This window comes from Geobacter sp. AOG1 (assembly GCF_019972315.1).
Lineage (GTDB): Bacteria > Desulfobacterota > Desulfuromonadia > Geobacterales > Geobacteraceae > Geomobilimonas.
The window spans coordinates 1,974,737-1,999,851 of the sequence record NZ_BLIZ01000001.1 but is presented as its reverse complement, the minus strand read 5'-3'; the positions used below and the strand labels follow the sequence as shown (position 1 = coordinate 1,999,851).

Below are 25,115 nucleotides of genomic sequence, written 5' to 3'. Positions count from 1 at the left end.
CACCGCGCGTCAATGAAAAAAGGCTTCCGTTCCGGCGGAAGCCTTTTTTCATGACAACTCGTCAGTAATTTGCAGATAAGCCCTTAATTGCTGCTCCGGACGGACGGGCGTGATGCCACGTTCACACCGGCAGGCGAGGCACGGCGAAAAACCGCCTTTGCACTCTGCACTCCGGCTGCCGTCAACATGCATTCCGGCTTCGAACCGCTGCATGCCCCCTCCCACCCCACGAATTCCGCCCCGAAATAGGGAACAGCCGTGAGGGTCACCATGGTCCCGGGGACAAAACTCGCCGAACATCCGGAACCGCAGCTGATGGTCCCCTCCCCGCCAGTCACCACACCGTCACCCGGCGAACTCCTCTCCACGGTAATATCGGCCCGGAAGGGGGGATCGTACTGCCAGAGAGCGGGGCCAAAATTGGGACCGCAGGGACCTGCCCAGGGATCCGCAAGCTTTATTACCCCCTCCACCCGCCTGAAGACGCCAAAATGGAGGTGGGGGAGGAGGGAGGCGCCGGAACTCCCCACCTCCGCAAGTTTTTGCCCTTTTTTGACCCTCTGCCCCACGACGACCGCCAGGGAACCGGTACGCAGATGCGCATACAGGGTGGCCGCCACCTCCGGAAGGCCCCGGTGAGCGACAAGAACGTAATTCCCCGCGTCAAACCCCCAGCTGAAACACCCGTCCTTGGCGGAACAGAACTCGTTATCGGTCACATCGTCACTGACGCGGCCTGTGCTCCCGGCCAACTGGGGAGGCAAAGCAGTGCGGCACTCCGGCTCATCGCCGTTGGGGCAGTGGTCGAAACGGCCGCCAGCCACCCACAGCACCTCGCCATCGGCGGCCGCATAGACGGGGACGCCCGCCTCGACCGACGACACGACAATATCGGTCCCCGTATGCCCCGTATATCCCGGCGCTCCGCAGTTAAACGCTTTCCCGACCCCATCCAGGTCCGGAAAACCGACGTAAAACCTGCTCCCGGTGCAGTCCAGGCCGGGAGTGCAGCCGATGGGCCATGCCAGCGGCCCAGCTGAGGCGATCACCGGTGCGGCGATAACCATTAATATACATACGATCAGCTTCAGTCTGAACATGATACGACCCATCCTTGCAGAATTGACAATCCGGTCTACAATCGGTTGGGGAGGAACGGAACCGATGGAATGGCCAACCACCATGACGGAAGCGAAACGGCTCCAGGAAGAGATGGCCGGCAGGGTGAGGCTGATACCGCTCATCCGCGAACCGGCAACCGTCTGCGGTATTGACGCCGCTTACTGCAACGGGCAGACCATAGCCGCCGCGGTTGTGTACGATTACCCTACCTTGACCCTCCGGGAGGAGGCGGTCGCGGCGCTCCCCACCACGTTTCCCTACGTCCCCGGCTACCTCTCCTTCCGGGAAGGGCCGGCAATTCTCGCCGCCATCAACCAACTCTCCATCCAACCCGACTTGTTCATCGTCGACGGCCAGGGGATCGCCCACCCGCGCGGCATCGGTATCGCCACCTTCCTCGGCGTCCTGCTGGACCGCCCCACCATCGGCAGCGCCAAGTCCCGTCTTGTCGGCACCTACGATCCCCCCCCCGCCGAACGGGGTAGCTGGACGCCCCTTTTCTACCGGGAGCGGATCGTCGGCACCGTTCTCCGGACCAGACAGGGGATCAAACCGCTCTTCATCTCACCCGGCCATCTCGTGACCATTGAAGAAGTAGTGGGAATCATTCTGGGCTGCTGCACCCGATACCGCCTCCCCGAACCCCAGCGGGCGGCGGATCGACTGGTTGGGGTAAAGAAATGGCAATTCTCCCCTCTCTGACAAACCGCTGGCAGCACGTCGGTGCCGCGCGTCACCTCATCCCCAGCCGGCTGAAGAGAATGCCAAGGTGCTTATTTATGGGGTTATCCCGGTCGAGAAAGCCAATGACCGGCGGCTTGCGGGAACCGATGGTATTGAGAAGCTCACCGATGCCGGGGTGAGGAGCTACCGCCATCCCCCCCCGCAGAACCTCAAGCGCTTCCGCCTTGTTGCCGGCGAGGAGGAGAATCCGCCCCAAGTTGAAGTGATGATCAGATACGCCAGGCTCATCCTCCATAGACTGTCGACAGAGCCCGATCCCTTTCTGCACCTGACCCCGCTGACAGGCAAGACAGTAGCCCAGATAGGAGAGATAGTGCGGCCGGCAATCCGCCTGTACCGCCTTCTCGAAATGGACGAGTGCGGCAAGGGTGTTCCCTTCCGAGAGCTCCGCCGTACCCCGCGCAAATTCCCGCTCACCATCAACGTGCGGCATGCTCCTCCCCCTCAGGCCCTATGTCCGGCCCGTCCATCTGTTCATTGCATCCTCTGCGCCATGCAAAAAAAAAGCCACCGGGAGGACGGGCTCCCCGAGGGCTTTTATCGTGTGTCCGTTATTGTCAATCCGCCATATGGCCCACGTTTTCCGGGTTATTGACGCGTAAAGCCGCGGAAACATCCATCCGCGCCTCCTGTGCTAATGCCCTCCCTTCTCCTGTGGAACAAATTTCAGGGCTGCCGAATTCATGCAGTAGCGGAGCCCCGTAGGCTTGGGGCCGTCGTTGAAAACATGCCCCAGGTGTGCGTCGCAGCGGGCACAAACGACCTCGGTCCGGCGTGTGAAAAATGAGCGGTCCTCGACGGTGCGGATATTTTCCAGGGCCACCGGTTGCCAGAAGCTGGGCCAGCCGGTTCCCGACTCGTACTTGGCTTCGGAGCTGAACAGATCGAGATCGCAGCAGATGCAGCGGTAGATCCCCTTCGCATGATTGTTCCAGTACTCATTCTTGTAGGCCGGCTCGGTCCCACCCTTCCGGGAGACCTTGAATTGTTCGGGGGTGAGCTGTTTGCGCCACTCCGCTTCGCTCTTGGCCACCTTGTCCGTCATGACATACCCCCCCTTGGCTACCGAATAGGTCCGGATCTGTTTTGCCGCCTGCTGGGCCATTGCCGTCGTGCCAGTTATTGCCGCACAGAGAACCAATCCCGTTAAAACTCTCCCCATATCCATGGTCGCCTCCCCCTATCGCCCGGTCCCGTAAAGAGAGTTTAGCTCTTCTCGACACGTACGCAAATGCGCCCGCTCACGACACCACGACCCCGCCGGAAACCACGAATTTCACCGCCTCCTCCACGCTCATGCCGCACTCCATGACCTCTTCCTCACGGAAAAAAAGGGCAAAGCCGGATGTGGGGTTCGGCATGGTCGGAACGTAGACCACCACGAGCCGTTCCCCGCCACGTTCCACCTCGGCGGTAACGAAGCCGACCGCCCGGACCCCCTTGCGCGGCCACTCGACGAATACTGCCCGCCGGTAAGAGGTCTTTCCTTCCTTGAAGACCTGGGCAAGTTGCTTGCTGGAGGTATATATGGACTTGACCAAGGGGATATGGGAGAGGAATTCGTCCCACATGAGAATGAGGCGCCGTCCCATGACATTCGTTGCCAGAAGACCGGCCAGATAGATGACGACCGCACCGCAGAGCATCCCGAGCCCCGGGAAATAGAATTCCTGATGACTCAGGGCGGTGAAGAAGGCATCGAGATAGGTGCCGAGAATCCCGTCGGCGAAGTTGAAGAGAAACTTCAGGATGAAGATGGTTATCCCCAGGGGGATGACGACGAACAGTCCGGCGGCGAACCTCCCCTTGAGATGCTTGAATACGTTTTCCATGACGAACCTCGAACGTGCGGATGATGTACGGTTACGAGCATACTTCATCCCCTTCCCGACTTCAATCTTTTCCCAGTTCTTACCGGCGGTTGACATCGCTGTAACAGATGCGGGTCAGAATGTCTCCATCAAACAAAGGAGGCCACTGTGTGGAAAGAAGATGTCATCGATCTGAAACTGGCGCGTTTTTTCGAGATCTCTGCCCGGGTCCTGCTGAGCCTGCTCATTACTGCTATACTTATGGCAATCCTGGCAGGGACACTCTACACCTTTTACGACCTGCGACTGGTCCTCATGAGCGATTTCCATGGTGCCTTCAGGACCATCCTCGTCGACATCCTGACCGTCATGGCGCTGGTGGAGGTCCTCCGGACGGCACTTGCCTATTTCTCTGAAGGACGGGTCAAGGTAACCTACATCATCGATACGGTCATCGTCATGGTCCTCACCGAGGTGATGGCATTCTGGTACCGGGAGATGGGATGGCAGCAACTCGCCATGGTGATCGTGCTGGTCCTCTCCCTGGCCCTGGTCCGGATCATCGCCGTCCGTTTCTCCCCTCGCCGGGCCCGGGAAGAGTTCTAGTGCTCGCCGGAATTTGCCCACTATTCAGCAAGCTGTGACACAGCTGTAACATTGATCGGGGTAGTATACCCCAGACTTACAACGACCAAACAGAAGGAGACATGCATCCATGCTCAAGAAAATCAGCAAAAGCCTGCTGGCCCTGGCAATCGTTGCGGCAGCCGCAGTAGCGGGTCAGGCTCACGCCGAGACCCTCATCAACGGCGCCGGCGCCACCTTCCCCTACCCCATCTACTCCAAATGGTTCAGCGAATACGCCAAGGTCGACCCCAGCGTAAAATTCAACTACCAGTCCATCGGCTCAGGCGGCGGCATCAAGCAGATCACCGCCCAGACCGTCGACTTCGGCGCTTCCGACGCCTTTCTCTCTGACGAGCAGCTGAAAGCCGCTCCCGGCAAGCTCATTCACATTCCTACCGTGATGGGAGCCGTGGTCGTGACCTACAACATTCCCGGCGTACCGAAAGGCCTCAAACTGAAGGTCGAGGACGTGGCCGATATCTTCCTCGGCAAGATCACCAAGTGGAACGACCCGCGCATCGCCGATGACAACCCCGGCGTCAAACTCCCCAACCAGCCGATCGTCGTCGTCCACCGCTCCGACGGGAGCGGCACCACCAACATCTTCACCGACTTCCTCTCCGGCGTAAGCGCCGAATGGACGCAAAAAGTCGGCAAGGGCACCTCCGTCAAGTGGCCGATCGGCCTTGGCGGCAAGGGTAACGAAGGGGTCGCCGGCCAGGTGAAGAACACCAACTACACCATCGGCTACGTGGAACTTGCCTACGCCTTCGAAAACAAGCTTCCCTTCGCCACCCTGAAAAACAAGAGCGGCCACTGGGTCGAACCCTCCATCAAGAGCACCAGTGCCGCCGCGGCAGCAGCCGTGAAACACATGCCGGCCGACTACCGTATCTCCCTGGTGAACCAGCCGGGCAAGGACGCTTACCCCATTGTCGGCTTCACCTGGCTCCTGGTCTACGAACAGCAGAAGGACAAGGTCAAGGGGAAGAAGCTGGTGGAATTCCTCCACTGGGAGCTGGCGAAAGGGCAGAAGATGGCAAGTGCCCTCCTCTATGCGCCGCTGCCGGAAAACGTCGAGAAGATGGTGGAAAAAACCATCAAGACCATCAAATACTAACCCAGTTGCCCTGTGATGCAGCCCGGCCAGCGTGCAGCCCCCTTCGCCCTGGCCGGGCCTTTTTCTGCTCTGACAATAGTTACAGATACGTTAAGAGTTTGCCACAAACAGATCGACGGCCCGGGGAAACCGCCAGTGAATGCGTATTGACAGATTTTCACCGGAGCCGCTCAGGAGAATACCGTGTCCGACGTCACGGCATCGCATCGATGGAAAATTGAAAAAGGGTTGTCCGGCGATTTCATCTTCAAGGCCGTGACCGTCCTGTTCGCCTTCAGCATTCTCGTGATTCTGATGCTGATGCTCTATGAAATGGTTTCCCAGAGCCTCCCTTCTCTCAGGAAATTCGGCGGCCATTTCATGACCGGCATGGATTGGGATGCGGTCCAGGAGCAGTTCGGCGCGCTCCCGTTCATCTACGGATCGGTGATCTCTTCCGTCCTGGCGCTCCTCCTCGCCACCCCCCTTGCCGTCGGCACGGCACTGTTCATCACGGAGATCGCGCCCCGCCGCCTCGGCGGGTTTGCCGCATCCCTCGTGGAACTTTTGGCCGCCATCCCGAGCGTCATCTACGGCCTCTGGGGCATTCTCATCATGACCCCCTGGCTGCAGCAGACCGCCCAACCCCTGCTGCAGAAATATCTCGGGTTCCTCCCCTTCTTCCAGGGTCCCGCCTACGGCGTGAGCATGCTGGCGGGGGTGCTGATCCTGATGATCATGGTCGTGCCGATCATAACTTCCATCACCAAGGAGGTTTTGCTGGCCGTTCCCCGCAGCCAGCGCGAGGCCGCCATCGCCCTGGGGGCGACCCGCTGGGAGATGATCAGGATGGCCGTCCTCCCCTATGGCAAATCCGGTATACTCGGCGCGGTGATCCTCGGCCTGGGGCGGGCCATCGGCGAAACCATGGCGGTGACCATGGTGATCGGCAACAATCCGAAGATATCCCTGTCGCTCTTCAGTCCTGCCTATACCATGCCGAGTGTCATCGCCAACGAGTTCGCCGAGGCCTCCTCTCCCCTCCACAGTGCGGCGCTCATGAATATCGGCCTGCTCCTGCTGGTCATCACCCTGATCATCAATGCCCTGGCACGACTTCTCCTCTGGAGCATGAGCCGCGGAGCGGCACGGGGGGCAAAACTGTGAATACCATGACTTCGGCAAACCAACCTGTCGTGGAGCAACGGACTGCCCTGCGCTCGCTCTTCCTGCGCAACGCCAAGAACACCATCATGACCCTGCTGATGGGAGGGGCGCTGCTAGCGGTTCTCTTCCCCCTCGGACTCATTTTCGTCCATATCATGAAGATGGGTTTGAGTTCCATCAGCCTCGACTTTTTTCTCCACATCCCGCGGCCGACCGGTGAAGCGGGGGGAGGAATGGCCAACGGCATGGTCGGCTCCATGGTCCTCATCGGCATGGCCTCCCTGCTGGGGATTCCGGTCGGTATTTTCGGCGCCATCTATCTCTCCGAATACGGCGGCTCACGCATCTCCACGGTAATCCGGTTCTGCGCCGACGTCCTTTCCGGCATACCTTCCATCATTACCGGCATGGTCGTCTACAGCATGCTGGTGGTGCCGATGAAGGGTTTTTCCGCCCTGGCCGGCGCCTTCGCCCTGGCCCTCATCATGATTCCCATCGTGCTCAGGACCACCGAGGAACAGCTGAAAATGGTCCCCATCTCCCTGCGGGAGGCATCACTTGCCTTGGGGGTTCCCCTCTGGCGCACAACCCTCAAGGTAACCCTCCGAAGCGCCCTGACCGGCGTGACGACCGGCATCCTGCTGGCCATCGCCCGGGTGGCGGGAGAAACGGCGCCACTCATCTTCACGGCGCTGGGAAACCAGTTCTGGAGCAGCAAGCTGACCCAGCCGATCGCGGCGCTGCCGCTCCAGATCTTCAGCTTCGCCATCGCCCCCTACGACGACTGGCACCGGCTGGCATGGGCCGGCGCCCTGGTACTCGTCGTGACCATGTTCGCCCTGAGCCTGACGGCCCGGTATTTCGGCAGAACCGGACACAAAAATTAGCGCGGAATGACCGCGGTTTATTCCGCACGTCCGCACCACATGAGGTTTTCATGAACAGCAAAGTAAAGCTCGACGACCTGAACGTCCACTTCGGCGGCACCCACGCAGTCAAGGGGGTCAACATCGACTTCCCCGCCAACAGCGTCACCGCCATCATCGGCCCCTCCGGCTGCGGCAAATCCACGGTCCTTCGCGCCGTCAACCGGATGCACGACATGACACCCGGCGCCCAGGTAACCGGTCGGATACTCCTGGACGACACCGACATCTACGGGCGGGGAGTGGATCCGGTCGCCATCCGGCGCAAGATCGGCATGGTGTTCCAGAAGCCAAACCCCTTCCCAGCCATGTCGATCTATGATAACGTGATAGCCGGCTACAAGCTGAACGGCCGGATGCGGCGGGACGAGGCCGACGAGATCGTCGAATCGAGCCTGCAGCGGGTCGCCCTCTGGGACGAAGTGAAGGACCGCCTGAAAAGCAACGCCATGGAGCTTTCGGGAGGTCAGCAGCAACGCCTCTGCATCGCCCGCACCATCGCCGTCCGGCCGGAGGTGATCCTGATGGATGAACCCGCCTCGGCCCTCGACCCGATCTCCACCATGAAGATCGAGGAACTGATTGAGGAACTGAAGGAGCGGTACACCATCATCATCGTGACCCACAACATGCAACAAGCCGCCCGGGTTTCCGACGTCACCGCCTTCTTCTACCTGGGTGAACTGATCGAATGCGGTGTCACGAAGAAGATATTCACCACACCAGACAGGAAGCAGACCGAGGACTACATCACGGGAAGATTCGGGTAGAATCTAGAGACTGGGGACTAGGGATTAGGGACGGGCAAAAAAACAGACAAAATCAGAGGGACGAGGTAAGGGTTCTGGTTCAACCAGTCCCCGATCCCCAGTCCCTGATAACGGGGTTACCATGGAACGGGAACATTTCAGCAGACAGTACGACGCGGAACTCAACATCATCCGGGAAAAGCTCCTGGAGATGGGGGGAAAGGTGGAGGTAATGCTCGTCAATGCCATGAAGGCCCTGGTGGAGCGGGACACGCCACTGGCCGAGCAGACCATCGCCTTCGACCACGAAATCAATACGCTGGAGATGGAGATCGACGACAAATGCCTGGAGGTCCTGGCCCGGCGCCAGCCGGCCGGCCGCGACCTCCGCTTCATCACCCTCGCCTTCAAGATCGTCACCGACCTGGAACGGATCGGCGACCAGTGCGCCGCCATCGCCAAAAGGGCGCGGGAGCTGAACACCGAGCCCCCCCTCAAGCCTTACATCGACCTTCCCCGTATGGCCCACTATGCCATAGGGATGGTAAAGGAGGCACTGGACTCCTTCGTCAGGGGGGACGATGAACTTGCCGTGAAGGTCTGCAAGGACGACGAGTTCGTGGACCAGCTGAACGAGCAGATCCAGCGGGAACTCCTCACCTTCATGATCGAGGACCCGTCAACCATCTCCCGGGCCATCAAGGTAAACCACGTCTCCAAGTGCATCGAGAGAATTGCCGACCACGCCACCAACGTGGCGGAGATGGTCATCTTCATGGTCAAAGGCAAAGACATCCGCCACACCATCGCCTGATTCCCCCATTCCGGAGACGTGCCGACCGGTGCGTCTCCGGGCACGACACTCCCCCATTATTTCCCACCAACTCGGCGTACATTTTGCTTTCCCATTGGCAGGTGCGTATGTCGACCGGGCTAGCACGGTCATGCCGACCATGCAATCATGCGGGATTCGCCACATCGACCCGGCCACCCTATCTTCAGTCAATTCTAATATATTCCGTCATTTCGCCGAATCGGTCCCGGCGTAATCCGGACATCCCGCTCCGTCCCCTTCTCGACGTGTGGGAATTAACCTATTTTTATTTTCCATTTTGTTTGGTAGAGTAGAGACTCTTTTTTTTGCACCTCACTTGTTGAGAGAGGGACGACATGGCGCAGGAAACACCTCAAAAATCCCCGACAATAGGCTTTGCAGGGTCGGTCGATGGCCTCCACCTGGCAGATGTCCTGCAGTTGAAGGGACACAACCGGTTTTCCGGTTGCATTACCGTGGAATACGGAACCGAACAGGGGATGATCTTTTTCCGCGATGGAGAGATCATCCATGCGGAACAAGGAAAAGCGACGGGAGTATCGGCCTTCAACGCCATCATCTGCTGGCCCGGGGGGAAGTTTGCCATCCAGCCGAAGGTGACTACCACCAGTCGCACCATCACGGAAAGCCTGAACTATCTCCTGCTGGAAGCCCACCGGCTCATGGACGAAGCCCAGGCCGGAATCCGGCAGCCAGAGCCGGAGCAGGACAGCAAACGGTCGCTTCCCGGCATCGCCGAACGTGCACTGGCCGTGCCTGGTGTTACCTACGCCGTCGTCACCGACAGTAGCGGCGTTCCACAGCAGGATGACAGCTTCGAGGCCGAATCCCTGGCCCGCCAGGGAGTGACCCTGGCCAGGATCGGCAACGGCCTGGGGGGGTTGTTCGGTGTCGGAGCGGTAAAATCCGCCGCTTGGCAAGGGAGAAACTACCAGTTGCTCATGTTCGAAGCACGGAACAATTATCTCTGTGTGGCGGTCCAGGGTTCCAGCCAGCTAGGCCAGGTGGAAACCGACCTCCGGGCGGCGCTTACTGCCAGGAAGCAGGGTTAACCATGAAAGAAATCCTCCATCAGGTCAACGGCGTGCCCGAAGTGGTCGGCAGCCTGGTGTGCGACACCACCGGCCAGGTCCTGGCTCACGACTTCCCGCCGCTGTTCGATTCATCCATCGTCCAGAAGGCGGCATCGCTCCTTACCGACAAATCCCTCTCCCTGCAGAACGATGTCGGCTTGAACGGCACGCTCGACCTCCGGTACAGCGACGGCCGGATCATCGCCCGGGAACTGCGCGGGGGGCTTCTCATGGTGCTCTGCACCAAGGCCGTCAACCTGGCGATACTGAACATCTCCCTCAATGTGGCCAAATCAAAACTGGAGGAGGTTCTCCTCTCCCCCACTACAGATACCGCGCCAGCAACGTCCGCCGCAGCTGCCGACGCAACGGAGGGAGTCCTTGCCGCCGGCCGGTTAGAGAGCAGCGCCGCCAGCCGCGGCTTCAACGAACTCGGCATGGTTGGCATGAACCATCTCACCGCCCGCCAGATCAGCGACCGCTACCAGTGCGGGCCATTCAAGAAGGTGACCATCGCCCACACGCAGAGCGGCGCCACCGGCACCTTCCCGGTCATGCTCATCAATGACGAAACGAACCATTACGACGGCACGCTCATACTCAGTCCCGCCATCGAAAAAAAGCTCTGCGCCGCCGCCGGCGACCCACTGGTCGTGACACCGATCACCTGACAAATACCAATTCCAGATTAAGGCGCTATCTGCGTTGGCTCGTCTTCGGCTCCTCAACGTACTGTCTGTACGCCTGCGTCGCCTCAATCCTCGTCGCCTTGATTTCATCCTTGATCTGAAATTGGTAAAAGTCTTCCTTCACGCCGTACGCCCACCGGTCCTCCAGTGGGCGCCGGCTCCCCATGGCATACCCCACTTCGCTGTTGACATCCGTCATTCCCAAAATTAAAGTGGCAGAATCCCATCGGTACCTGTTGCACCCGGGATAATCAGTATTTGCCAGGAGGCACCCGTTTCATGATGCAAAGAGTGAAAAGATTCTTCCTGCTGGTGGCAGGAGTAACCATCGCCACCCTGGCAGTCATGTCCAGCATGCAGTTCGTGAAACGGACGGTGACCCGGAGCGACCAGTACTATCTCGATCTGTTCCGGCAGGTCATCGGCACGGTGGAAAAGAACTACGTCGAAAAGGTGGAGTCAAAAAAACTCATGCAGAGCGCCATCACCGGCATGCTGGCATCCCTCGACCCTCACAGCGCCTACCTCCCCCCCGAACCATTCAAGGAGATGAATATCCAGATGTCCGGCTCCTTCGGCGGAGTCGGCATCGAGATTACCCTGAAGGAGGGGAAACTGACCGTCGTCTCACCCATCGAGGATACGCCCGCCTTCCGTGCCGGCATCAAGCCCAACGACCATATCGTGAAAATCGACGATAAGCCGACCCGCGGACTGACCATAACCGAAGCGGTCAACCGGATGCGCGGTCAGAAGGGAACGAAAGTCACCTTGACCATACTCCGGGAGGGGAACACGAAACCGCTGGTCTTTCCCCTGGTACGGGCCATCATCCAGACGAAGAGCGTGAAATATCGGCTTCTTGAGCCGGGATATGGCCTCTTGCGCATCAGCCAGTTCCAACTGCACACCGGGGATGAAGTCGTCGCGGCGCTCGACAAGCTCAGGGGACAGAATGGTGGCACCCTCAAAGGGTTAGTGATCGATCTGCGCAACAACCCCGGCGGCCTTCTGGAATCGTGCACCCAGGTGGCAGGGCGTTTCATCGGCGACCGCCTTGACAACGGCCTCATCGTCTCGACCCGCGGGCGCATCCCGACCGCCAACCAGCAACTGACCGCCTCCATCGGCGAAAAGGAACCTCTCTACCCCATCGTGGTGCTGATCAACGGCGGCACAGCCAGCGCCTCCGAAATACTGGCAGGGGCGCTCCAGGACCATAAGCGGGCAATCGTCATGGGGACCCAGAGCTTCGGCAAGGGGTCGGTCCAGTCGATCATCACCCTCCGCGACGGAGCAGGACTGAAACTGACCACGGCCCTCTACTACACCCCCAGCGGGCGGTCCATCCAGGCGAAAGGGATAACCCCGGACATCATAGTCGGCAGTATCGATCTGAAGGGGGTAAAGAAGCAGACCATCCCCGAGTTCCATGAAAAGGACCTGGACGGGCACATTGACATGCCGGAGAAGGGCGAGCCCCAGACGCATTCTCCCGCCACCAAGCCCCCAACGCCGGCGAAGCCCGATGACGAACTGACCGGAGACTACCAGCTCTTCCGCGCCATGGAACTCCTCCGCGGCCTCGACGTCATGGGGGGAATCACACCCACCCCCAAGAAAAAATGACGGTCATTGCCAGCCACATCAACCTGCTCGTCGTACTGGGACCGACCGCCTCGGGCAAGACCCGCCTGGGGGTCGAGCTGGCCCGACGCCTCGACGGGGAGGTCATCTCCGCCGACTCACGCCAGGTCTACCGTGGTATGGACATCGGTAGCGGCAAGGACCTGACGGAGTACGGCAGCATCCCCTACCACCTCATCGACATCGTTGAGCCCGCATACGAGTTCAATGTCTTCGAGTTCCAGCGCCGCTTCCTGGAGGCTTTCGACGATATCCGCCAGCGCAGCCGACTTCCTGTCCTCGTGGGAGGGACCGGCATGTATCTGGAAGCCGTCCTGAAGGGATATCGCCTGATGGAAGTTCAGGAAGACCCCACCCTGCGTCAGGAACTGGCATCCCTCACCATGGAGTCACTCGCAGGAAGGCTGCGGAGCACCAGCCCCCGTCTCCACAACACCACCGACCTTCTCGACCGGGAGCGCCTCGTGCGGGCCATCGAGATCGCCGCTTACGAACGGGACCACACACCGGAGCCGCTGCCAGAAATTCGTCCGCTCGTCCTCGGCATCCGCTGGGAACGAAGCGTGCTGCGCCAACGCATTACCGACCGCCTCCGGGCCAGGCTCGGCCACGGGCTGATCGAGGAGGTTGCACGACTTCACGCCGAAGGGATTCCCTGGGAAAGACTTGAGTTCTACGGACTGGAATACCGCTTCGTGGCAAAACACCTGCAGGGGGAACTCAATCGCAACGACCTGTTCCAGAAGCTGAACAGCGCCATCCACGACTTCGCCAAGCGTCAGGACACCTGGTTTCGCCGTATGGAACGAAACGGGACAACGATCCACTGGCTCGACGGGGCCGGCGACCCGCTGGCAGAAGCGATGGAGATAGTATCACGGAAACGGCATGACACCTGACATCCGTTCCCGCTATCTCTGCACCCGCGCCATCGCCGGTCCGTGGGAACTCGCTGGCTGTGACGAAACCGGCTTCGCTGGAACCGTGGTCATCCCCGCCCTGGCGGAAAGCGCACGCCTAGGCGCTACCCTCTGCTCTCTCGCCGCCAATCCGGCCGAACTCCTGGCCCGTTTCCTCATCGTCGTGGTGGTGAACCAGCGAACCGACGCTCCGGATGGGGACAAGGCCGACAATCTTGCAACACTCGGATTGCTGCCCACATGGAACCGACAGCTCCGGCCACTCAGGCTTGCCTGGGTGGATGCCGCCTCCCCTGGCCGGGAACTGCCGGTCAAGGGGGGTGGGGTAGGCCTGGCCCGCAAGATCGGCCTCGATCTGGCTCTCCCCCGACTCGCAGACAACGGCGTAGACCCGCTCCTCGTCAGCCTCGATGCCGACACACTCGTGGAACCGTCTTACCTGCAGGCCATTATCGATCACTTCACGGAGACGAAACGCGGAGGCGCCACCATCCCGTTCCGGCACCTGCCGGGAGAGACGCCGGCCGAACAGGAGGCTATCGACCGATACGAGCTGTTCCTCCGGAGCTACGTGCTTGGGCTTGAGGTAGCCGGCTCCCCCTACGCCTTTCATACCGTGGGAAGCGCCATGGTCTGCACCGCTTCAGCTTACGCACGAATGGGTGGGATGAACCGCCGGGCCGCCGGTGAAGATTTCTACTTCCTCCAGCAGCTCCACCGGACGGCAGGCATCGATCAGGTACGGGGAACAACGGTCCACCCGGCATCCCGCCCATCCCATCGCGTGCCGTTCGGTACCGGGAGGGCCATTGGACGGACCCTTGCCGGTGACAGCTCGGCCATCGGCTTTTACCGCTCGGAATGCTTTTTTCTGCTGGGGGAATGGTTGCAACTGGTAGGTAACGGTCTGGATCGTGATGGTGACACTCTGCTGGCGGCTGCGGCAGACGCCTCACCCCATCTGGCGGAGTATCTGGAGAATGAATGCTTCAGCGCAACCTGGGCCGGACTGAAACGCCACAACCGGCGCGAAGATGCCCTGATTCAGGCGTTCCACGGCTGGTTCGACGGTCTCAGGACCATGAAACTGATCCATCATCTGGCTGCGGGACCTTTCCCACGCTGCGGCCCGGAAACGGCCCTCCCCCCGTTACTGGAGCGGGCCATACTAAAACCGGTCATGGGGGTGGGCGGCCAACTGGAACTGTTGCGCAATATCCAGGGCCTTGCGTCAAAATAGCGTGTTCGTACGTCAGGCAACTTCCTCGAACAGATCGCCGACCAGATCGCCACGCAAGAACCAGATGGCAGCCAGGAACGGCACGGACCAGAGCGCCAGCATGACCAGCATGCTCATCACACCGATGAAATAGTAGAGAATGGTTGCATCGCTCGACGAACGCTGAACCCAGTTCACCAGGGAAACCAGCTGGTCACCGGCAACATAGGCCAGCCACCCCCAGGCACAGATCTCCAGTCCCCTACGAGCCCAGGGGAGCAGCCTGAGAAAGCAGGCGGCAACACAGATCGTCACGGCGCCGAACAGTATCTGTACAACCGGGAACACCACCCCGCCCCATACGGAGTGGAGTGCGGCATACTCCTCGGCAAGAAACTGGTCTCCCGCAACTTCCCGCAACTTTTCATAATAGGAGCTGATTCCCAGTAGCGAATAGACCATGACGGTGAGTGCTACCACGATAACTACCCACCCCACCAGTTGCACCGGCAGAGGGATAGCCGGCAGCAGTCGGGCAGCGGCTGCCGGTTCGGGAGGCGAAACCGGCATCGCTTCAGAACCGCCGTACGACCTGCCGGCATTCTTCTCTTCGAGCCGTCGCAGGTCTTCTTCCGCCCGCCGCCGTATTTCGGTCGGAGCGAGCGCCTCGTGCTGCCGGGGTGGCTTGCTCGACGCAGACCGCGCCGGAGCGAGCCCGCCTTTTCCCTTCTTCTCGTTGTAATCCTTGATCACCAGGCCGCACGTGGGACAGATATCGAACCGCTCTTCGGAAAAGGTCGAAAACCGGCAGGCCGGACATTCGGTCGCCGTATCCTTCCAGCTGGTAGTCGCCTCTTTCTTCACGAAAAAACTGGTCTTGCAGCGGGGACAATCCATGTTCATCCCCTCGGGAGGGACATTCAGATCACTTATCTGGCCACTGAGCTGGCAATGGGGACACTGTATCTTCATCGTCGGAAACCTTCCTTGCAGATTGAATGAGAAGGGAAAGAGCCGGAATCTATGATTGACGCTTGTGGAGGAAGAGCCCGCCCATCTTCCGTACCGTTTTGCTGACAACAATGTCGTTACGGGGTTAAAAACAAGCAAATAGCGTACCTTGCGGATTTATATGCGATACCGTGCCGTAAACACGAAGGAAAAGGGCTCCGACGAAATGCGGCAGGAGAAAAATTGGCCGTCAGAACGGCGATCTCGCCCCCCGACTGACAAAAAATGTCTCCCCCACACGTCATGAACAGTCAAGCCCAAGGAGCCCGATTCCCCTTGTAAGCGGCCGATAGTTATGGAATAATCTCCATGTAGCAACACTCCCCACGCGACCCCGGCTGAAGAAGGATCAACCCCATGTACTGCACCTATTACGGGTTTCGGGAAAAACCGTTCACCATCACCCCCAACCCCCGTTTCGTATTTCTCAGTAAAAATCACCGGGAGGCATTCGCCCATCTCCTCTACGGCATCGACAACCACGGGGGATTCATCGTCCTGACCGGCGAAGTGGGAACCGGCAAGACAACCGTTCTCCGCACCCTCATGGAAAAGCTGGACGATGGCCGGTACCGAACCGCTCTGATTTTCAACCCCTGTATCTCCGCGCTTGAACTCCTGCGGAGCATCAACCGCGAATACGGCCTCCCGGCGGAGGGGCTCGACAACGCCGACCTACTCGACCATCTCAACCGCTTCTTGTTGGAGGAGAACAGCGCCGGCCATACCGTCGTACTGGTCATCGACGAAGCCCAGAACCTCCCCCCCCAAACCCTGGAACAGATTCGCCTCATCTCCAACCTGGAAACCGATACCGACAAACTGATCCAGATCGTGCTCGCCGGTCAGCCCGAACTGGAGCACCTCATGTCCCGTCCGGAACTGCGCCAGCTCGCCCAGCGTGTGTCAGTGCGCTACCATCTTCTCCCCCTCGACTTCGAGGATGCGCAGGCCTACATTGACCACCGGGTGGCCATAGCAGGAGGTAAGGGGGCCGCCGCCTTTTCTCGGGGAGCCTTGCAGCGGATATTTCGCCGGGCCGGCGGCGTGCCCCGGCTCATTAACGTCGCCTGCGACCGGGCACTGCTGATCGGCTACACCGACGAGAAACGGAACATCTCTGCCTCCATGGCACGAAGGGCCATCAAAGAGGTGGGCGAATTCGGAAAGGCCACGTGGCCGAAGGAGCGACTGCGCAGAGCATGGACCTGTCTCCTGATAGTTGCTGCCGTTGCAACGCTTATTGCGGCATACCACCGTGCGCAGCGAAGACCGGTGCCACCGGCTGTCGTTGTTCCCCCATCCCCCCCATCTGCCACGCTGAAGGGCTCCCCTTCCTCGGCAAAAACCGTTCTCCTTTCAGTAAGCGACGATTTCGCCGCGGCGGTCCGCTGGGAATTGTCCAACACGGGAGAAAGCACGAGCGCGGTTAGGGCTTTCAACGCCATGGCCAAAAGCTGGCATGTCCGCCAGGTTAAGGCCGGCAGGAAACTCTCCCTGCCCGGCGATCTGGAACTGCTGGCCGGGCAGCGCGGGCTTCGCCTGGCGCACATGGACACCGATCTTGACACGCTGCTCCGCCTCGATGTCCCCGCCCTGCTGGAAATTCCCCTCCCCGGCAAAAACAGTAGACGCTACATTGCGCTGACCGGAGTGAATGCCCAGGGGGTTTCGGTGTCTCCACCACTGCTGGGGAAAAGTTCGTTCAGCAAAACCGACTTGAAGCGCTTCTGGACCGGCAGCGCCTACCTTCCCTGGAAAGATTTCAACCAGTTAACACAAACTTCCGCTACCGGCGCAAGCGGGGTTGAAGTCATCCGCCTCCAGATTCTGCTGGCGGGAGCAAAAACGTACGGTCACGAACCGACCGGGGTCTACGATCGAGAGACCACGGATGCCATCAAGGAGTTCCAGAAGGGGCATGGAATCGCGGAGGACGGGCAGCCGGAGGGGATTACCCTTCTTCTCCTCTACCGCGACGCGGGGAAATTCGTCGTACCGCGGCTGACTGGCAAGGGGGGGAGACTACAACGATGAGTTCTATTCTCAAGGCCCTGCAGAAACTGGAACAGGAAAAGTCAAGCCGCCGCCAGGTTGCTCCCGATGTTGCCGTCGATATCGTCAAGCCGCCAGCTCCCAAGCACCGTTCTCCCTGGTTGATACCCGGCGCCATGGCCGGAGTGACCCTTCTGGCGGTGCTCATCACCTACGCTGCCATGGGAGGATTTGCCCGCACCGGGCCAAAGCCGGTCGCTATTCCTCCGATCGGTACCCTACCGGAAAAGGTCGCGGCGTCGGTACCCCCCGTAGTTTCACCGACGCCAGCCGTCAGATTGCCCGCCACATCGCTCCCGGCCAGTCAGAAACGTCAGGCTCCCCCAATGTCACTGCCAGCCACCAGGGCCGTTGCATCAAAATCTGCGCCTCTCCCCCCTCAACAGGTCGTTCCGCAGCCCGAGTCTCCCGTTCAAGCGCCCCCCACAGTTCCTGCAAAGATGGATCCGGTATCTCCACCCGCCGCTCCTCCTCTGCCGACGCTGAAAGTGACCGGCATAGCGTGGGACAAGGACAGCTCGTCACGTCTGGCAATGGTAAATGGCGCGGCAGTGGCACAAGGGGGAATGGTGGAAGGAGCCCGGGTCGAGGAAATTTACCCGGACCGGGTCCGCTTTGCGGCAGGAAAGCGGAGCTTCGAGGTACCGCTGGGGAAATCCTCCGCCGACCGCTGATCTGCGTCGGACAGAATTTGCGTCCTACTTCTCCGTACGTTACTATTAGGAGAGGAGGAACGCGTCATGACCGGACGGGAATTCACCGCCTTTGCCCTGGCGGGGGAGATCGACCTTAACAGGCTTGCCGGCCAGCTCGGAATCGGCCGGCGTTACCGCTGGGAAGAACCTCTCCTCCTCGATCCCGACACCCTCGCGCCGATCACGGCGGGACAGGGTCAGGGGCGCCAGGTCTACCTCTACTATTTCGGCGGCGTGGTTTACCTTGATTGCCCCGAGCAGGTGATGGCAGACTTTGCCCACCGGATGGGAAAGACGGTCGAGGCATTCAATACCTTCTCCATCGCTAAATACCGGGAAACCTACTCACTGCGAGTGGAGGCACGGCGCGAACCTGTCGTTGCCAACAACTACGCCATCGTGCCCGTCTACGCCCCGGTATTCGCAGACCTAATTGCCTTCGTCATCGCCAAGTCCGTCGCCCTCGAACGAATCGAGGAGAAGGTGGACACGGTCCTCGACGAGGTCGAAGGACTCATTGCCCTTCTCGACCAGGGCAAACTCGGCATCACTGACCGGCGCCTTGCCAAACTCGCCTCCACCATCCTCAACTTCAAGTACCGTTCCATCTCCCACATCATGATACTCGACAAGCCGGACATAACCTGGGAGGACCTGGCCGCCGAACGCCTCTACCTGACCATGGCCAACCAGTTCGAGCTCTCCCAGCGCTACCAGGAGATAAAACACAAGTCCGATACGCTCCTCGACATCACTGAGGTATTCTCGAGCCTCTCCCATGCCCGGCGCGCCACCCGCCTGGAGTGGATCATCATTATCCTCATCTTCATCGAGATAGTGATCTATGTTTTCGATATCATCCGCAAGGGGGGATGATCGCCGGCGATATCCGGCGATCGGTCAGGAAAGGGAGGGAACGGCCGGGACCAGCTGGAGTTTCCGCTTGAAGGCAGCTTCCATCAGGTCCCCCTTCAGCTTGCCACCGAACAGCTCCACCGACAGGTCTTCACCCCCGGTCAGACGAACGATGAGAGCGGCAGGTGAGAGGTTACACTCCACACCCTCGACGAAGGAATTGCGGCGGCGGTCGAGCCCATCGGCAAGGCGGAGTATCCCGCCAAGCTGGTTCACCAGTAGCTGATCGGGCGGGGCGAGGCGGGCGAAGCTCTCATGCTTTTTTTTCGGCAGGGACTTGCGATGGTAACGGGCAATGTTGGCAATCAGCTCCATCTCTCGCGGGGTGAATCCGAACAGATCGGCATGACGGATCAGATGGTAGGAATGCTTGTGATGCCGGGAATAGCTGATGAAATAGCCGATGTCATGGAGCAGGGCGGCGCTCTCCAGGAGTTGCCGTTCCCGTTTCCCCAGTTTGAAGGGGCCCGCCAGGGGATCAAATATCTGCAGCGCCAGTCGTGCCACGTGAAGGGAGTGCTCTTCGTCGAAATGGCAGGAACGGGCAAAATCCAGCACCGCCTGCCGCCAGCTCCGCGCCTTTGGTGACGCCGGCAGCAACCGGTGCTTTTTAAGGCTACGAAGGATGAGCCCCTCGCGGATACCTCGCTCGTTGACCTTGAGCATGTTGGCGCCGAAGAAATCCATCAGTTCGTCCACCGCCACCACGCCCGCCACGATGATATCGGCCCGGTCGGGATTCAGGCCGGCCACCCCCCGCCGTCCCTTCATGTCCCTGCGCAGCAGCATGGCAAGGAGATGCACCACTTCGGAACGGAGCACCTCGTAGCCATGGATCGACCCATAGCCTTCCCTGCGCATGGCCATGACCATGGCGGCAATGGCGGTCATTGTCCCTCCCGAGCCGAGAATGGTGTTGAGCGCGACCTCCTCGCCGTCAAAGGCTTCCTTGAGAGTCTTGCGGACATGTTTGCGAAGTCTCGAGTAGTCTCCACGACTGACCGGATCGGACCCAATGAATTTCTCCGTCAGGACCACTGCCCCAAGTTCCAGGGAATAGATCTCCTCAATGTGATTGCCGAGGGCCGTGACGATTTCCAGGCTGCCGCCGCCGATGTCGACCATGGCATAACGCATCCCTTCCATGTCGAAGTTGTTCTGGGCGGAAAGAACGGCCAGCTCTGCCTCTTCCTCCCCGTCGATGACGGTGACGTCGATGCCGATATCGTTCTTGATGGCATCCACGAACGCGGGCCCGTTGGTCGCCTTGCGCACCGCACTGGTGGCTACCGCTTCCACGTTCTTCACGCCGTAACCGTCAAATATTTTCCTCATCCGGGAGAGGCTGTCCATGGCCCGCTGCCAGGCAGCTGGTGAAATTGCTCCGGTCCCGGCAAATCCCTCGCCAAGGCGCACCGTCGCCTTCTCATCGTCAAGAATCCTGAACGTGCCTGTCGTCCCCACCTCCACCACGATGGAGCGAATGGAGTTGGTTCCGATGTCGATGGCTGCCAGCCGGTTGCCTCTCACAGCAGACTCCTTACCCGTTCACCAATACCTTCGAGAGGCGTATCCTTCAGGAGAACCAGAAATTCATCGTACAATTCCTGCCGTTCCCTGGCAATCAATGCCAGCACGCTGCGTTCCGCGGAAGGAGGAAAACCCGCTTTTCGCACCAGGCCGGCGAACACGTCCCGGTCATGCATCCGGCCGAGCAACTCCTGGTAACGCTTCAGATCGGCAACGATTTCCCGGTATCCCCCCGTGGCAAGAAAGGACAGAATCTCCAGACGGTAGCGAAAATGCTTGATTGCGATCCGCAGCTGGTGCTGGGCAGCGATATCCGCCTCATCGGAAGCTTGCGGCACCAGCACCAGCACCAGCGACAGTCGCTCGCCAGCGGTCTGCCGGGCAAAGGAGCCGATGGTGCAAAAGGGATCAGCCGAATCGGGAGAAAGGGCAAAAAGGCACGGATTCTCAAGGGTTTTCTTAAAATAGAAGCTGAGGACCCGGAGTGATAATGATTCCAGCGCTGACTTCAGATGACTTGCCCCGCGCTCACGTTCCTTGCGCAGACCGGCAACAAGGGAGGCAAGAGCGGCGGCCGTCGGGCCATCCTGCCGTTCGGCGAGACAGCTGAAATAAAGGAGCGCCTCGTCCGCATTGCGCACGTCTCCCAGAAGCCGGCTCAGCCCTTTTACCCGGCGAGTGATATGGACGAGGGCTTTGGCGGGATAGCAGGGAGCAAAGAGCGCCAACCCCTCCCGTAGACGCCGGGAGGCAACCCGCAGGTCGTGGATCGGCTCAGCTTCGAACCCCCGCTGGACCTGCTGCCAGCAGCGGAAAAATTCTTTCTGGCGCAGTGACAGGAGAGCCCGCGCGGCAACCCAGAGCGGTGTGCCCGCGCCGATCTTCATAAGGTTACCCGGCATCCTCAAGAGGAGGAGATGCCACCATCGTCTCCCCGGACTTCCGGGGCGCCGACGCCTTGCCTTTTTCCTGGGCGTCGATCAGGACATCCATGAGTTCGCCGATGAGCCGGTCCATATCCTTAACGTCCTTAAGACGCCCCTTGGCAGGCTTAACCTTGAGTTGCCGCACCATGCGCAGCCAGGCAGGCGCCTCCGCCCTGACCCTGCCGGCGGGGAGTGCTGCCAGGTAAGCGATGAGGGTCTCGATCTCACCTTCACGGCGCAGGATGAAGCTCTCGCCAATATCACGCACCAGCCGCCTCAACTGCCGCAGCTCCGCCGTCAACTCGGCCTGGAGTTCCTTGCCGTTGGCCCCCTTGTCCGCTTTTCCCGAATCCTTCCGTCCTTTCCCTTCCCTGCCAAGCACCTTAAACCTCCAGCTTTTGTTCGACGAGAGAGACGATCTCCCTCCCGACGGAACGGATGGAAAGATTGCCACTCACCACATGGAAGGAGTACTCTTCCTGCATCAGGGCGAACTCCTTCTGGATCAGGCGCTGGTAACGGATGAAGCTGTCGAAGATGTCCCGGGAAAGCCCCAGGTCCATCCCCGCCTCCCAGTAGTCGAGGGTCGGATTTTTGCGGAAATTCCGCTCCACCAGTTGGGCAGGACTCACCCGCAGGTATATGACCAGATCGGGGATGAGGGCTATTCCATAGAGTGATTGTACCCAGCCGCGGTCGGCACCCCGCACGATGTCTCGAGCCATGAGGGTATAAATGTACCGGTCGGCGAGAACGATGAAGCCCGCCCTGAGAGCCGGCATGATACGGTTTTCCAGTTGGTCGGCGAAATCGGTGGCATAGAAGAGGCTCCGGGTGATCTCGCTCAGCACGTTCCCCTGCTTGGCCTCCTGCAACTCCTCCGATACGAGGGTGGAGCGCCGGAGTCCCATGTTGACCGTGGCATGCCCCTTCCCCTCCAGGTAATCCCGCAGAAGATCGATCTGAGTGGACCTTCCCGAGCCGTCCGCTCCCTCGATAACCACCAGCTTGCCGACCAGGTCCTCAGCATGCACGCCCGGTATGCCATCGCCATAGAATTTCATAAGACCTCTACCCTCATCGCATCGTCTTCCAGCGGTAGCGGGGAAGATCGATGGCATCACTGACCATGTCACGGACCACCGCCTGCTGCGCTTCGATGGTGGCCGAACCGTCGATGACCCGGAACCCGAACGCGTCCTTCATGGCCAGGTATTCGTTATAAATCCGCTCCTGGAAAAGGCTGAAGCTTTCGTAGGGATCGTTAGCCAGGCCAAGGTCCATCCCCGCCTCGTGAAATTTCAGCTGGGGGCGGCCGGAAAGTATGCGCGAGAGGGCAACCTGCAGGGGGGTATTGAAGAAGAGGGTGATGTCCGGCCGACGGGCGAAACCATAGAGGTTGTGCAGCCAGGGACGGGGACAGCCGCGCACCGCATCGCGGGCAAAGGCGGTGAAAATGTAACGGTCGCACAGCACCAGGTATCCCGCCTTGAGAAGCGGCAGTATCTGCCGCTCGTAGCGGTCGGCAAAATCGGTGCAGTGGATGAGGCTGAAGGTAGTAGGGGTGAGGAGCTGCCGTTTCTTCCCCTTGCTGGTGGCCTTCTTGACGATGACCGACGAGTTCCATTCTGTGAAGAACACCTTGAGCCCGTTCATCTCCAGCCAGCGCTTGAGAAGGTATATCTGGGTGGACTTGCCGGAACCATCGAGCCCTTCCACTGCAATCAATCTGCCGGGAAGTTCGGTAGTGAGACTGGATTTCATCTAGGCGAACACCTTCCGGAGAGATTTGCGGGCCTTTTTCAGCCCCCTCCCCACGTCCTTGAAACTGGCGTCGGCAAGGGTAATGAGACGCTCTTCCGCCCGCACGAGTCCCTTGCCGGTTTTTTTCACCCGATTCCCCAGCTTCCGTTCAACCTTCTCCAGGGACGCCAGGGTCTTGAGGAGTTGCTTCTCCACTTTCCGGCCGGCCGTGCCGGTGAGTTCGGCCTGGAAACGCTCCTTAAGCTGGAGGGGCATATCCTGCAGGCGCTTCTTCAGGAGTGCGGCGCTCTTTTTCAGCTCTTCCACCTTCTGTCTCCGGTCGCCTTTCGCCCCTTCCGCCAGTGATTCCGCCTGGGATATGATGGCCGGGATGAGACGCGGATTGACTCCCCGGATCTGCGCCAACCCCGTAGTGCCGGCCGCAGCCACCTTGGCAAAGGTATCAAGTCCGGCCGCCACGAAGCGGGCCGCCAGTATCTCCCCAACCCCTCTCAGCTTCTGCAGTTCTTTTTCCCGTTTCCGCGGCATGGCAATTCCTTTCTCTCACCCACGAGGTTACCGCAACTCTTTTCTCACCTTGTTGTTGGATATCAGCCAGCGAAACATGGCCGATATCTCCTGGCCTTGTACGTAGAGCCTCAGTGACAGCACCGCCCCCTTTTTCAGAGGCACCGCTCCGCCTGTTCCCAGCAGATGTCCCGCCAGTATCCCCAGATCGGGTTCGTGCCCCACCAGCACCAGTTCCCGGCAATCCACCCGCTGTCCGACAATCCTCCGGAATCCTGCCAGGTCAAAACCGGGGGAGAGTTCCTCCGTCACCTCGACCGGTCCATCGTACGTGAGAACCTGTGCCAGAATCTCGGCAGTCTGCACCGCCCGAACCAGCGGACTAGTAAGAATACGGTCGGGGGCGAGCCCCTGTTTCCCGGCTTTGACAGATATTTTACGGAACGATTCACGGCCGGCGCACGTGAGGTAGCGCCAGGAGTCATTCAGCAGGGGTGTCCGCTCCACAGCCTCCCCATGTCTAACAAGACAGAGTTTCATGGCTTGCCATCCCCGTCCTCTACTCTTGAAACGTGCACCGCATTGAACAGTTAACCAGAAAACCAGAGGAATTCAATATGATTTAACGGAAAGACGGCCAATCCACGCACTTTTTACCTGTTTGTAACATTTCCGGCAGCTACCCTTGCCGATTCCACGGGGTACCCGATGTTGAATCATTGACAGCAGCGGTGGATTGTGTGGTATTCTGGCGAAATGAAACCATCAGAAATCGGCGCTGACGAATGGGAAGCCCTCTGCACCCATTGCGGTCTCTGCTGCTTCGAAAAACTGGAGAACGAACGGGGCACCATCTTCTTCACCCAGACCCCCTGCCGCTACCTGGACGTGGTAACCCGCCAGTGCCGCATCTATTCCCGCCGCTTCGCCATCAATCCGGCCTGCATCCAGTTGACCCCCGAGCTGGTAGAAAAGCTCCACTGGCTTCATGACGAGTGTGGCTACCGACAAGCACTCGGCCTGAGTCGTGCTAACCAGCGGAAACGCCGCAAATCCTGACATTCAAGCCCTTTAGCAGTACAAC

The 25,115-nt window shown here is 59.8% G+C and carries 29 protein-coding genes; 16 read left to right on the top strand and 13 right to left on the bottom strand.

Annotation, left to right across the window (positions count from 1 at the left end; all coding sequences use genetic code 11):
- Positions 1-83: 83 nt before the first annotated feature.
- Positions 84-1,100 (bottom strand): peptidoglycan DD-metalloendopeptidase family protein, encoded by a 1,017-nt coding sequence (locus LDN04_RS09230; protein WP_223909099.1) that lies wholly within the window; start codon positions 1,098-1,100, stop codon positions 84-86.
- A gap of 64 nt (positions 1,101-1,164) precedes the next feature.
- Between LDN04_RS09230 and nfi the strand changes: the two genes are divergently transcribed.
- Entirely contained in the window at positions 1,165-1,824 is a 660-nt protein-coding gene (nfi, locus tag LDN04_RS09225) for a deoxyribonuclease V (RefSeq protein WP_223909097.1), read from the top strand.
- 31 nt (positions 1,825-1,855) lie between these two features.
- On the opposite strand, the gene LDN04_RS09220 is transcribed toward nfi, so the two are convergent.
- The 3 genes from LDN04_RS09220 to LDN04_RS09210 all read right to left on the bottom strand — a co-directional run bounded on the left by LDN04_RS09220 (position 1,856) and on the right by LDN04_RS09210 (position 3,698).
- Positions 1,856-2,299 (bottom strand): M48 family metallopeptidase, encoded by a 444-nt coding sequence (locus LDN04_RS09220; protein ID WP_223909095.1) that lies wholly within the window; start codon positions 2,297-2,299, stop codon positions 1,856-1,858.
- 201 nt (positions 2,300-2,500) lie between these two features.
- On the bottom strand, positions 2,501-3,034 hold the full coding sequence (msrB, locus tag LDN04_RS09215; RefSeq protein ID WP_223909094.1) for a peptide-methionine (R)-S-oxide reductase MsrB: 534 nt from the start codon (positions 3,032-3,034) through the stop codon (positions 2,501-2,503).
- 73 nt (positions 3,035-3,107) lie between these two features.
- Positions 3,108-3,698 (bottom strand): DUF502 domain-containing protein, encoded by a 591-nt coding sequence (locus tag LDN04_RS09210; RefSeq protein ID WP_223913367.1) that lies wholly within the window; start codon positions 3,696-3,698, stop codon positions 3,108-3,110.
- Between the two features lie 147 nt (positions 3,699-3,845).
- On the opposite strand from LDN04_RS09210, the gene LDN04_RS09205 reads away from it, so the two are divergent.
- The 8 genes from LDN04_RS09205 to LDN04_RS09170 all read left to right on the top strand — a co-directional run bounded on the left by LDN04_RS09205 (position 3,846) and on the right by LDN04_RS09170 (position 10,824).
- Positions 3,846-4,283: a phosphate-starvation-inducible PsiE family protein gene (locus LDN04_RS09205; protein ID WP_223909093.1), complete on the top strand. Its 438-nt coding sequence runs from the start codon at positions 3,846-3,848 to the stop codon at positions 4,281-4,283.
- Between the two features lie 109 nt (positions 4,284-4,392).
- A complete protein-coding gene (gene pstS / locus LDN04_RS09200; protein WP_223909092.1) occupies positions 4,393-5,424 on the top strand; it encodes a phosphate ABC transporter substrate-binding protein PstS in 1,032 nt (343 codons plus the stop codon).
- Between the two features lie 183 nt (positions 5,425-5,607).
- Complete coding sequence (pstC, locus tag LDN04_RS09195) at positions 5,608-6,570, top strand: phosphate ABC transporter permease subunit PstC (protein WP_223909091.1); 963 nt, start codon at positions 5,608-5,610, stop codon at positions 6,568-6,570.
- Between the two features lie 86 nt (positions 6,571-6,656).
- A complete protein-coding gene (gene pstA, locus LDN04_RS09190) occupies positions 6,657-7,457 on the top strand; it encodes a phosphate ABC transporter permease PstA (RefSeq protein WP_374045167.1) in 801 nt (266 codons plus the stop codon).
- A gap of 50 nt (positions 7,458-7,507) precedes the next feature.
- Positions 7,508-8,266 (top strand): phosphate ABC transporter ATP-binding protein PstB, encoded by a 759-nt coding sequence (gene pstB / locus LDN04_RS09185; protein WP_223909088.1) that lies wholly within the window; start codon positions 7,508-7,510, stop codon positions 8,264-8,266.
- A 121-nt stretch (positions 8,267-8,387) separates the two neighbouring features.
- On the top strand, positions 8,388-9,059 hold the full coding sequence (gene phoU / locus LDN04_RS09180; RefSeq protein ID WP_223909086.1) for a phosphate signaling complex protein PhoU: 672 nt from the start codon (positions 8,388-8,390) through the stop codon (positions 9,057-9,059).
- A 356-nt stretch (positions 9,060-9,415) separates the two neighbouring features.
- Positions 9,416-10,132: a DUF4388 domain-containing protein gene (locus tag LDN04_RS09175; RefSeq protein ID WP_223909085.1), complete on the top strand. Its 717-nt coding sequence runs from the start codon at positions 9,416-9,418 to the stop codon at positions 10,130-10,132.
- Positions 10,133-10,134: 2 nt separating this feature from the next.
- Entirely contained in the window at positions 10,135-10,824 is a 690-nt protein-coding gene (locus LDN04_RS09170) for a roadblock/LC7 domain-containing protein (RefSeq protein ID WP_223909084.1), read from the top strand.
- Between the two features lie 25 nt (positions 10,825-10,849).
- On the opposite strand, the gene LDN04_RS09165 is transcribed toward LDN04_RS09170, so the two are convergent.
- Positions 10,850-11,041: a hypothetical protein gene (locus LDN04_RS09165; RefSeq protein WP_223909082.1), complete on the bottom strand. Its 192-nt coding sequence runs from the start codon at positions 11,039-11,041 to the stop codon at positions 10,850-10,852.
- 80 nt (positions 11,042-11,121) lie between these two features.
- Here LDN04_RS09165 and LDN04_RS09160 point away from each other — a divergent pair, with 80 nt between their 5' ends.
- From LDN04_RS09160 to LDN04_RS09150, 3 genes are read left to right on the top strand one after another with little or no spacing between them, the layout of a single operon-like run.
- Positions 11,122-12,471: a S41 family peptidase gene (locus LDN04_RS09160; protein WP_374045146.1), complete on the top strand. Its 1,350-nt coding sequence runs from the start codon at positions 11,122-11,124 to the stop codon at positions 12,469-12,471.
- Positions 12,468-13,388: a tRNA (adenosine(37)-N6)-dimethylallyltransferase MiaA gene (gene miaA / locus LDN04_RS09155; protein WP_223909078.1), complete on the top strand. Its 921-nt coding sequence runs from the start codon at positions 12,468-12,470 to the stop codon at positions 13,386-13,388. The genes LDN04_RS09160 and miaA overlap by 4 nt, the downstream gene beginning before the upstream one ends.
- Complete coding sequence (locus LDN04_RS09150; RefSeq protein ID WP_223909073.1) at positions 13,378-14,649, top strand: glycosyltransferase family 2 protein; 1,272 nt, start codon at positions 13,378-13,380, stop codon at positions 14,647-14,649. The genes miaA and LDN04_RS09150 overlap by 11 nt, the downstream gene beginning before the upstream one ends.
- A gap of 12 nt (positions 14,650-14,661) precedes the next feature.
- Here LDN04_RS09150 and LDN04_RS09145 read toward each other — a convergent pair whose 3' ends face one another.
- Positions 14,662-15,600: a zinc-ribbon domain-containing protein gene (locus LDN04_RS09145; protein ID WP_223909072.1), complete on the bottom strand. Its 939-nt coding sequence runs from the start codon at positions 15,598-15,600 to the stop codon at positions 14,662-14,664.
- Between the two features lie 396 nt (positions 15,601-15,996).
- Between LDN04_RS09145 and LDN04_RS09140 the strand changes: the two genes are divergently transcribed.
- From LDN04_RS09140 to LDN04_RS09130, 3 genes are all read left to right on the top strand, one after another.
- A complete protein-coding gene (locus LDN04_RS09140; RefSeq protein WP_223909071.1) occupies positions 15,997-17,676 on the top strand; it encodes an AAA family ATPase in 1,680 nt (559 codons plus the stop codon).
- On the top strand, positions 17,673-18,368 hold the full coding sequence (locus LDN04_RS09135) for a general secretion pathway protein GspB (RefSeq protein ID WP_223909070.1): 696 nt from the start codon (positions 17,673-17,675) through the stop codon (positions 18,366-18,368). Before LDN04_RS09140 ends, LDN04_RS09135 begins: the two co-directional genes overlap by 4 nt.
- 66 nt (positions 18,369-18,434) lie before the next feature.
- A complete protein-coding gene (locus tag LDN04_RS09130) occupies positions 18,435-19,265 on the top strand; it encodes an RMD1 family protein (protein WP_223909069.1) in 831 nt (276 codons plus the stop codon).
- Between the two features lie 24 nt (positions 19,266-19,289).
- Here LDN04_RS09130 and LDN04_RS09125 read toward each other — a convergent pair whose 3' ends face one another.
- The 7 genes from LDN04_RS09125 to LDN04_RS09095 are packed head-to-tail and all read right to left on the bottom strand — an operon-like array spanning position 19,290 to position 24,571.
- On the bottom strand, positions 19,290-20,834 hold the full coding sequence (locus tag LDN04_RS09125) for a Ppx/GppA phosphatase family protein (protein ID WP_223909066.1): 1,545 nt from the start codon (positions 20,832-20,834) through the stop codon (positions 19,290-19,292).
- Positions 20,831-21,721, bottom strand: a complete 891-nt coding sequence (locus LDN04_RS09120; protein WP_223909062.1) for a CHAD domain-containing protein — start codon at positions 21,719-21,721, stop codon at positions 20,831-20,833. The genes LDN04_RS09125 and LDN04_RS09120 overlap by 4 nt, the downstream gene beginning before the upstream one ends.
- 4 nt (positions 21,722-21,725) lie before the next feature.
- Positions 21,726-22,142, bottom strand: a complete 417-nt coding sequence (locus LDN04_RS09115; protein WP_223909060.1) for a hypothetical protein — start codon at positions 22,140-22,142, stop codon at positions 21,726-21,728.
- A 1-nt stretch (position 22,143) separates the two neighbouring features.
- Positions 22,144-22,824 (bottom strand): thymidylate kinase, encoded by a 681-nt coding sequence (locus LDN04_RS09110; protein ID WP_223909058.1) that lies wholly within the window; start codon positions 22,822-22,824, stop codon positions 22,144-22,146.
- 13 nt (positions 22,825-22,837) lie between these two features.
- Positions 22,838-23,524 carry a thymidylate kinase gene (locus LDN04_RS09105; RefSeq protein WP_223909056.1) on the bottom strand — a complete coding sequence of 229 codons (687 nt, stop codon included), beginning with the start codon at positions 23,522-23,524 and terminating at the stop codon, positions 22,838-22,840.
- Positions 23,525-24,052, bottom strand: a complete 528-nt coding sequence (locus LDN04_RS09100; RefSeq protein ID WP_223909053.1) for a helix-hairpin-helix domain-containing protein — start codon at positions 24,050-24,052, stop codon at positions 23,525-23,527.
- Positions 24,053-24,079: 27 nt separating this feature from the next.
- Entirely contained in the window at positions 24,080-24,571 is a 492-nt protein-coding gene (locus tag LDN04_RS09095; RefSeq protein ID WP_223909050.1) for a histidine phosphatase family protein, read from the bottom strand.
- 216 nt (positions 24,572-24,787) lie between these two features.
- Between LDN04_RS09095 and LDN04_RS09090 the strand changes: the two genes are divergently transcribed.
- Positions 24,788-25,090, top strand: a complete 303-nt coding sequence (locus LDN04_RS09090) for a YcgN family cysteine cluster protein (RefSeq protein ID WP_223909047.1) — start codon at positions 24,788-24,790, stop codon at positions 25,088-25,090.
- The last annotated feature ends 25 nt before the right edge of the window (positions 25,091-25,115 follow it).

Bases quoted from the DNA above. Each gene is read 5' to 3' on its own strand.
- LDN04_RS09140 (WP_223909071.1), top strand. From the start codon at position 15,997: ATGTACTGCACCTATTACGGGTTTCGGGAAAAACCGTTCACCATCACC.
- LDN04_RS09100 (WP_223909053.1), bottom strand. From the start codon at position 24,052: ATGCCGCGGAAACGGGAAAAAGAACTGCAGAAGCTGAGAGGGGTTGGG.
- LDN04_RS09095 (WP_223909050.1), bottom strand. From the start codon at position 24,571: ATGAAACTCTGTCTTGTTAGACATGGGGAGGCTGTGGAGCGGACACCC.
- LDN04_RS09175 (WP_223909085.1), top strand. From the start codon at position 9,416: ATGGCGCAGGAAACACCTCAAAAATCCCCGACAATAGGCTTTGCAGGG.
- LDN04_RS09170 (WP_223909084.1), top strand. From the start codon at position 10,135: ATGAAAGAAATCCTCCATCAGGTCAACGGCGTGCCCGAAGTGGTCGGC.
- LDN04_RS09090 (WP_223909047.1), top strand. From the start codon at position 24,788: ATGAAACCATCAGAAATCGGCGCTGACGAATGGGAAGCCCTCTGCACC.
- LDN04_RS09130 (WP_223909069.1), top strand. From the start codon at position 18,435: ATGACCGGACGGGAATTCACCGCCTTTGCCCTGGCGGGGGAGATCGAC.
- LDN04_RS09105 (WP_223909056.1), bottom strand. From the start codon at position 23,524: ATGAAATCCAGTCTCACTACCGAACTTCCCGGCAGATTGATTGCAGTG.
- LDN04_RS09120 (WP_223909062.1), bottom strand. From the start codon at position 21,721: ATGAAGATCGGCGCGGGCACACCGCTCTGGGTTGCCGCGCGGGCTCTC.
- pstS (WP_223909092.1), top strand. From the start codon at position 4,393: ATGCTCAAGAAAATCAGCAAAAGCCTGCTGGCCCTGGCAATCGTTGCG.
- pstB (WP_223909088.1), top strand. From the start codon at position 7,508: ATGAACAGCAAAGTAAAGCTCGACGACCTGAACGTCCACTTCGGCGGC.
- LDN04_RS09160 (WP_374045146.1), top strand. From the start codon at position 11,122: ATGATGCAAAGAGTGAAAAGATTCTTCCTGCTGGTGGCAGGAGTAACC.
- LDN04_RS09230 (WP_223909099.1), bottom strand. From the start codon at position 1,100: ATGTTCAGACTGAAGCTGATCGTATGTATATTAATGGTTATCGCCGCA.
- phoU (WP_223909086.1), top strand. From the start codon at position 8,388: ATGGAACGGGAACATTTCAGCAGACAGTACGACGCGGAACTCAACATC.
- pstA (WP_374045167.1), top strand. From the start codon at position 6,657: ATGACCCTGCTGATGGGAGGGGCGCTGCTAGCGGTTCTCTTCCCCCTC.
- LDN04_RS09210 (WP_223913367.1), bottom strand. From the start codon at position 3,698: ATGGAAAACGTATTCAAGCATCTCAAGGGGAGGTTCGCCGCCGGACTG.
- LDN04_RS09110 (WP_223909058.1), bottom strand. From the start codon at position 22,824: ATGAAATTCTATGGCGATGGCATACCGGGCGTGCATGCTGAGGACCTG.
- miaA (WP_223909078.1), top strand. From the start codon at position 12,468: ATGACGGTCATTGCCAGCCACATCAACCTGCTCGTCGTACTGGGACCG.
- LDN04_RS09220 (WP_223909095.1), bottom strand. From the start codon at position 2,299: ATGCCGCACGTTGATGGTGAGCGGGAATTTGCGCGGGGTACGGCGGAG.
- LDN04_RS09135 (WP_223909070.1), top strand. From the start codon at position 17,673: ATGAGTTCTATTCTCAAGGCCCTGCAGAAACTGGAACAGGAAAAGTCA.
- msrB (WP_223909094.1), bottom strand. From the start codon at position 3,034: ATGGATATGGGGAGAGTTTTAACGGGATTGGTTCTCTGTGCGGCAATA.
- nfi (WP_223909097.1), top strand. From the start codon at position 1,165: ATGGAATGGCCAACCACCATGACGGAAGCGAAACGGCTCCAGGAAGAG.
- LDN04_RS09145 (WP_223909072.1), bottom strand. From the start codon at position 15,600: ATGAAGATACAGTGTCCCCATTGCCAGCTCAGTGGCCAGATAAGTGAT.
- LDN04_RS09150 (WP_223909073.1), top strand. From the start codon at position 13,378: ATGACACCTGACATCCGTTCCCGCTATCTCTGCACCCGCGCCATCGCC.
- LDN04_RS09165 (WP_223909082.1), bottom strand. From the start codon at position 11,041: ATGACGGATGTCAACAGCGAAGTGGGGTATGCCATGGGGAGCCGGCGC.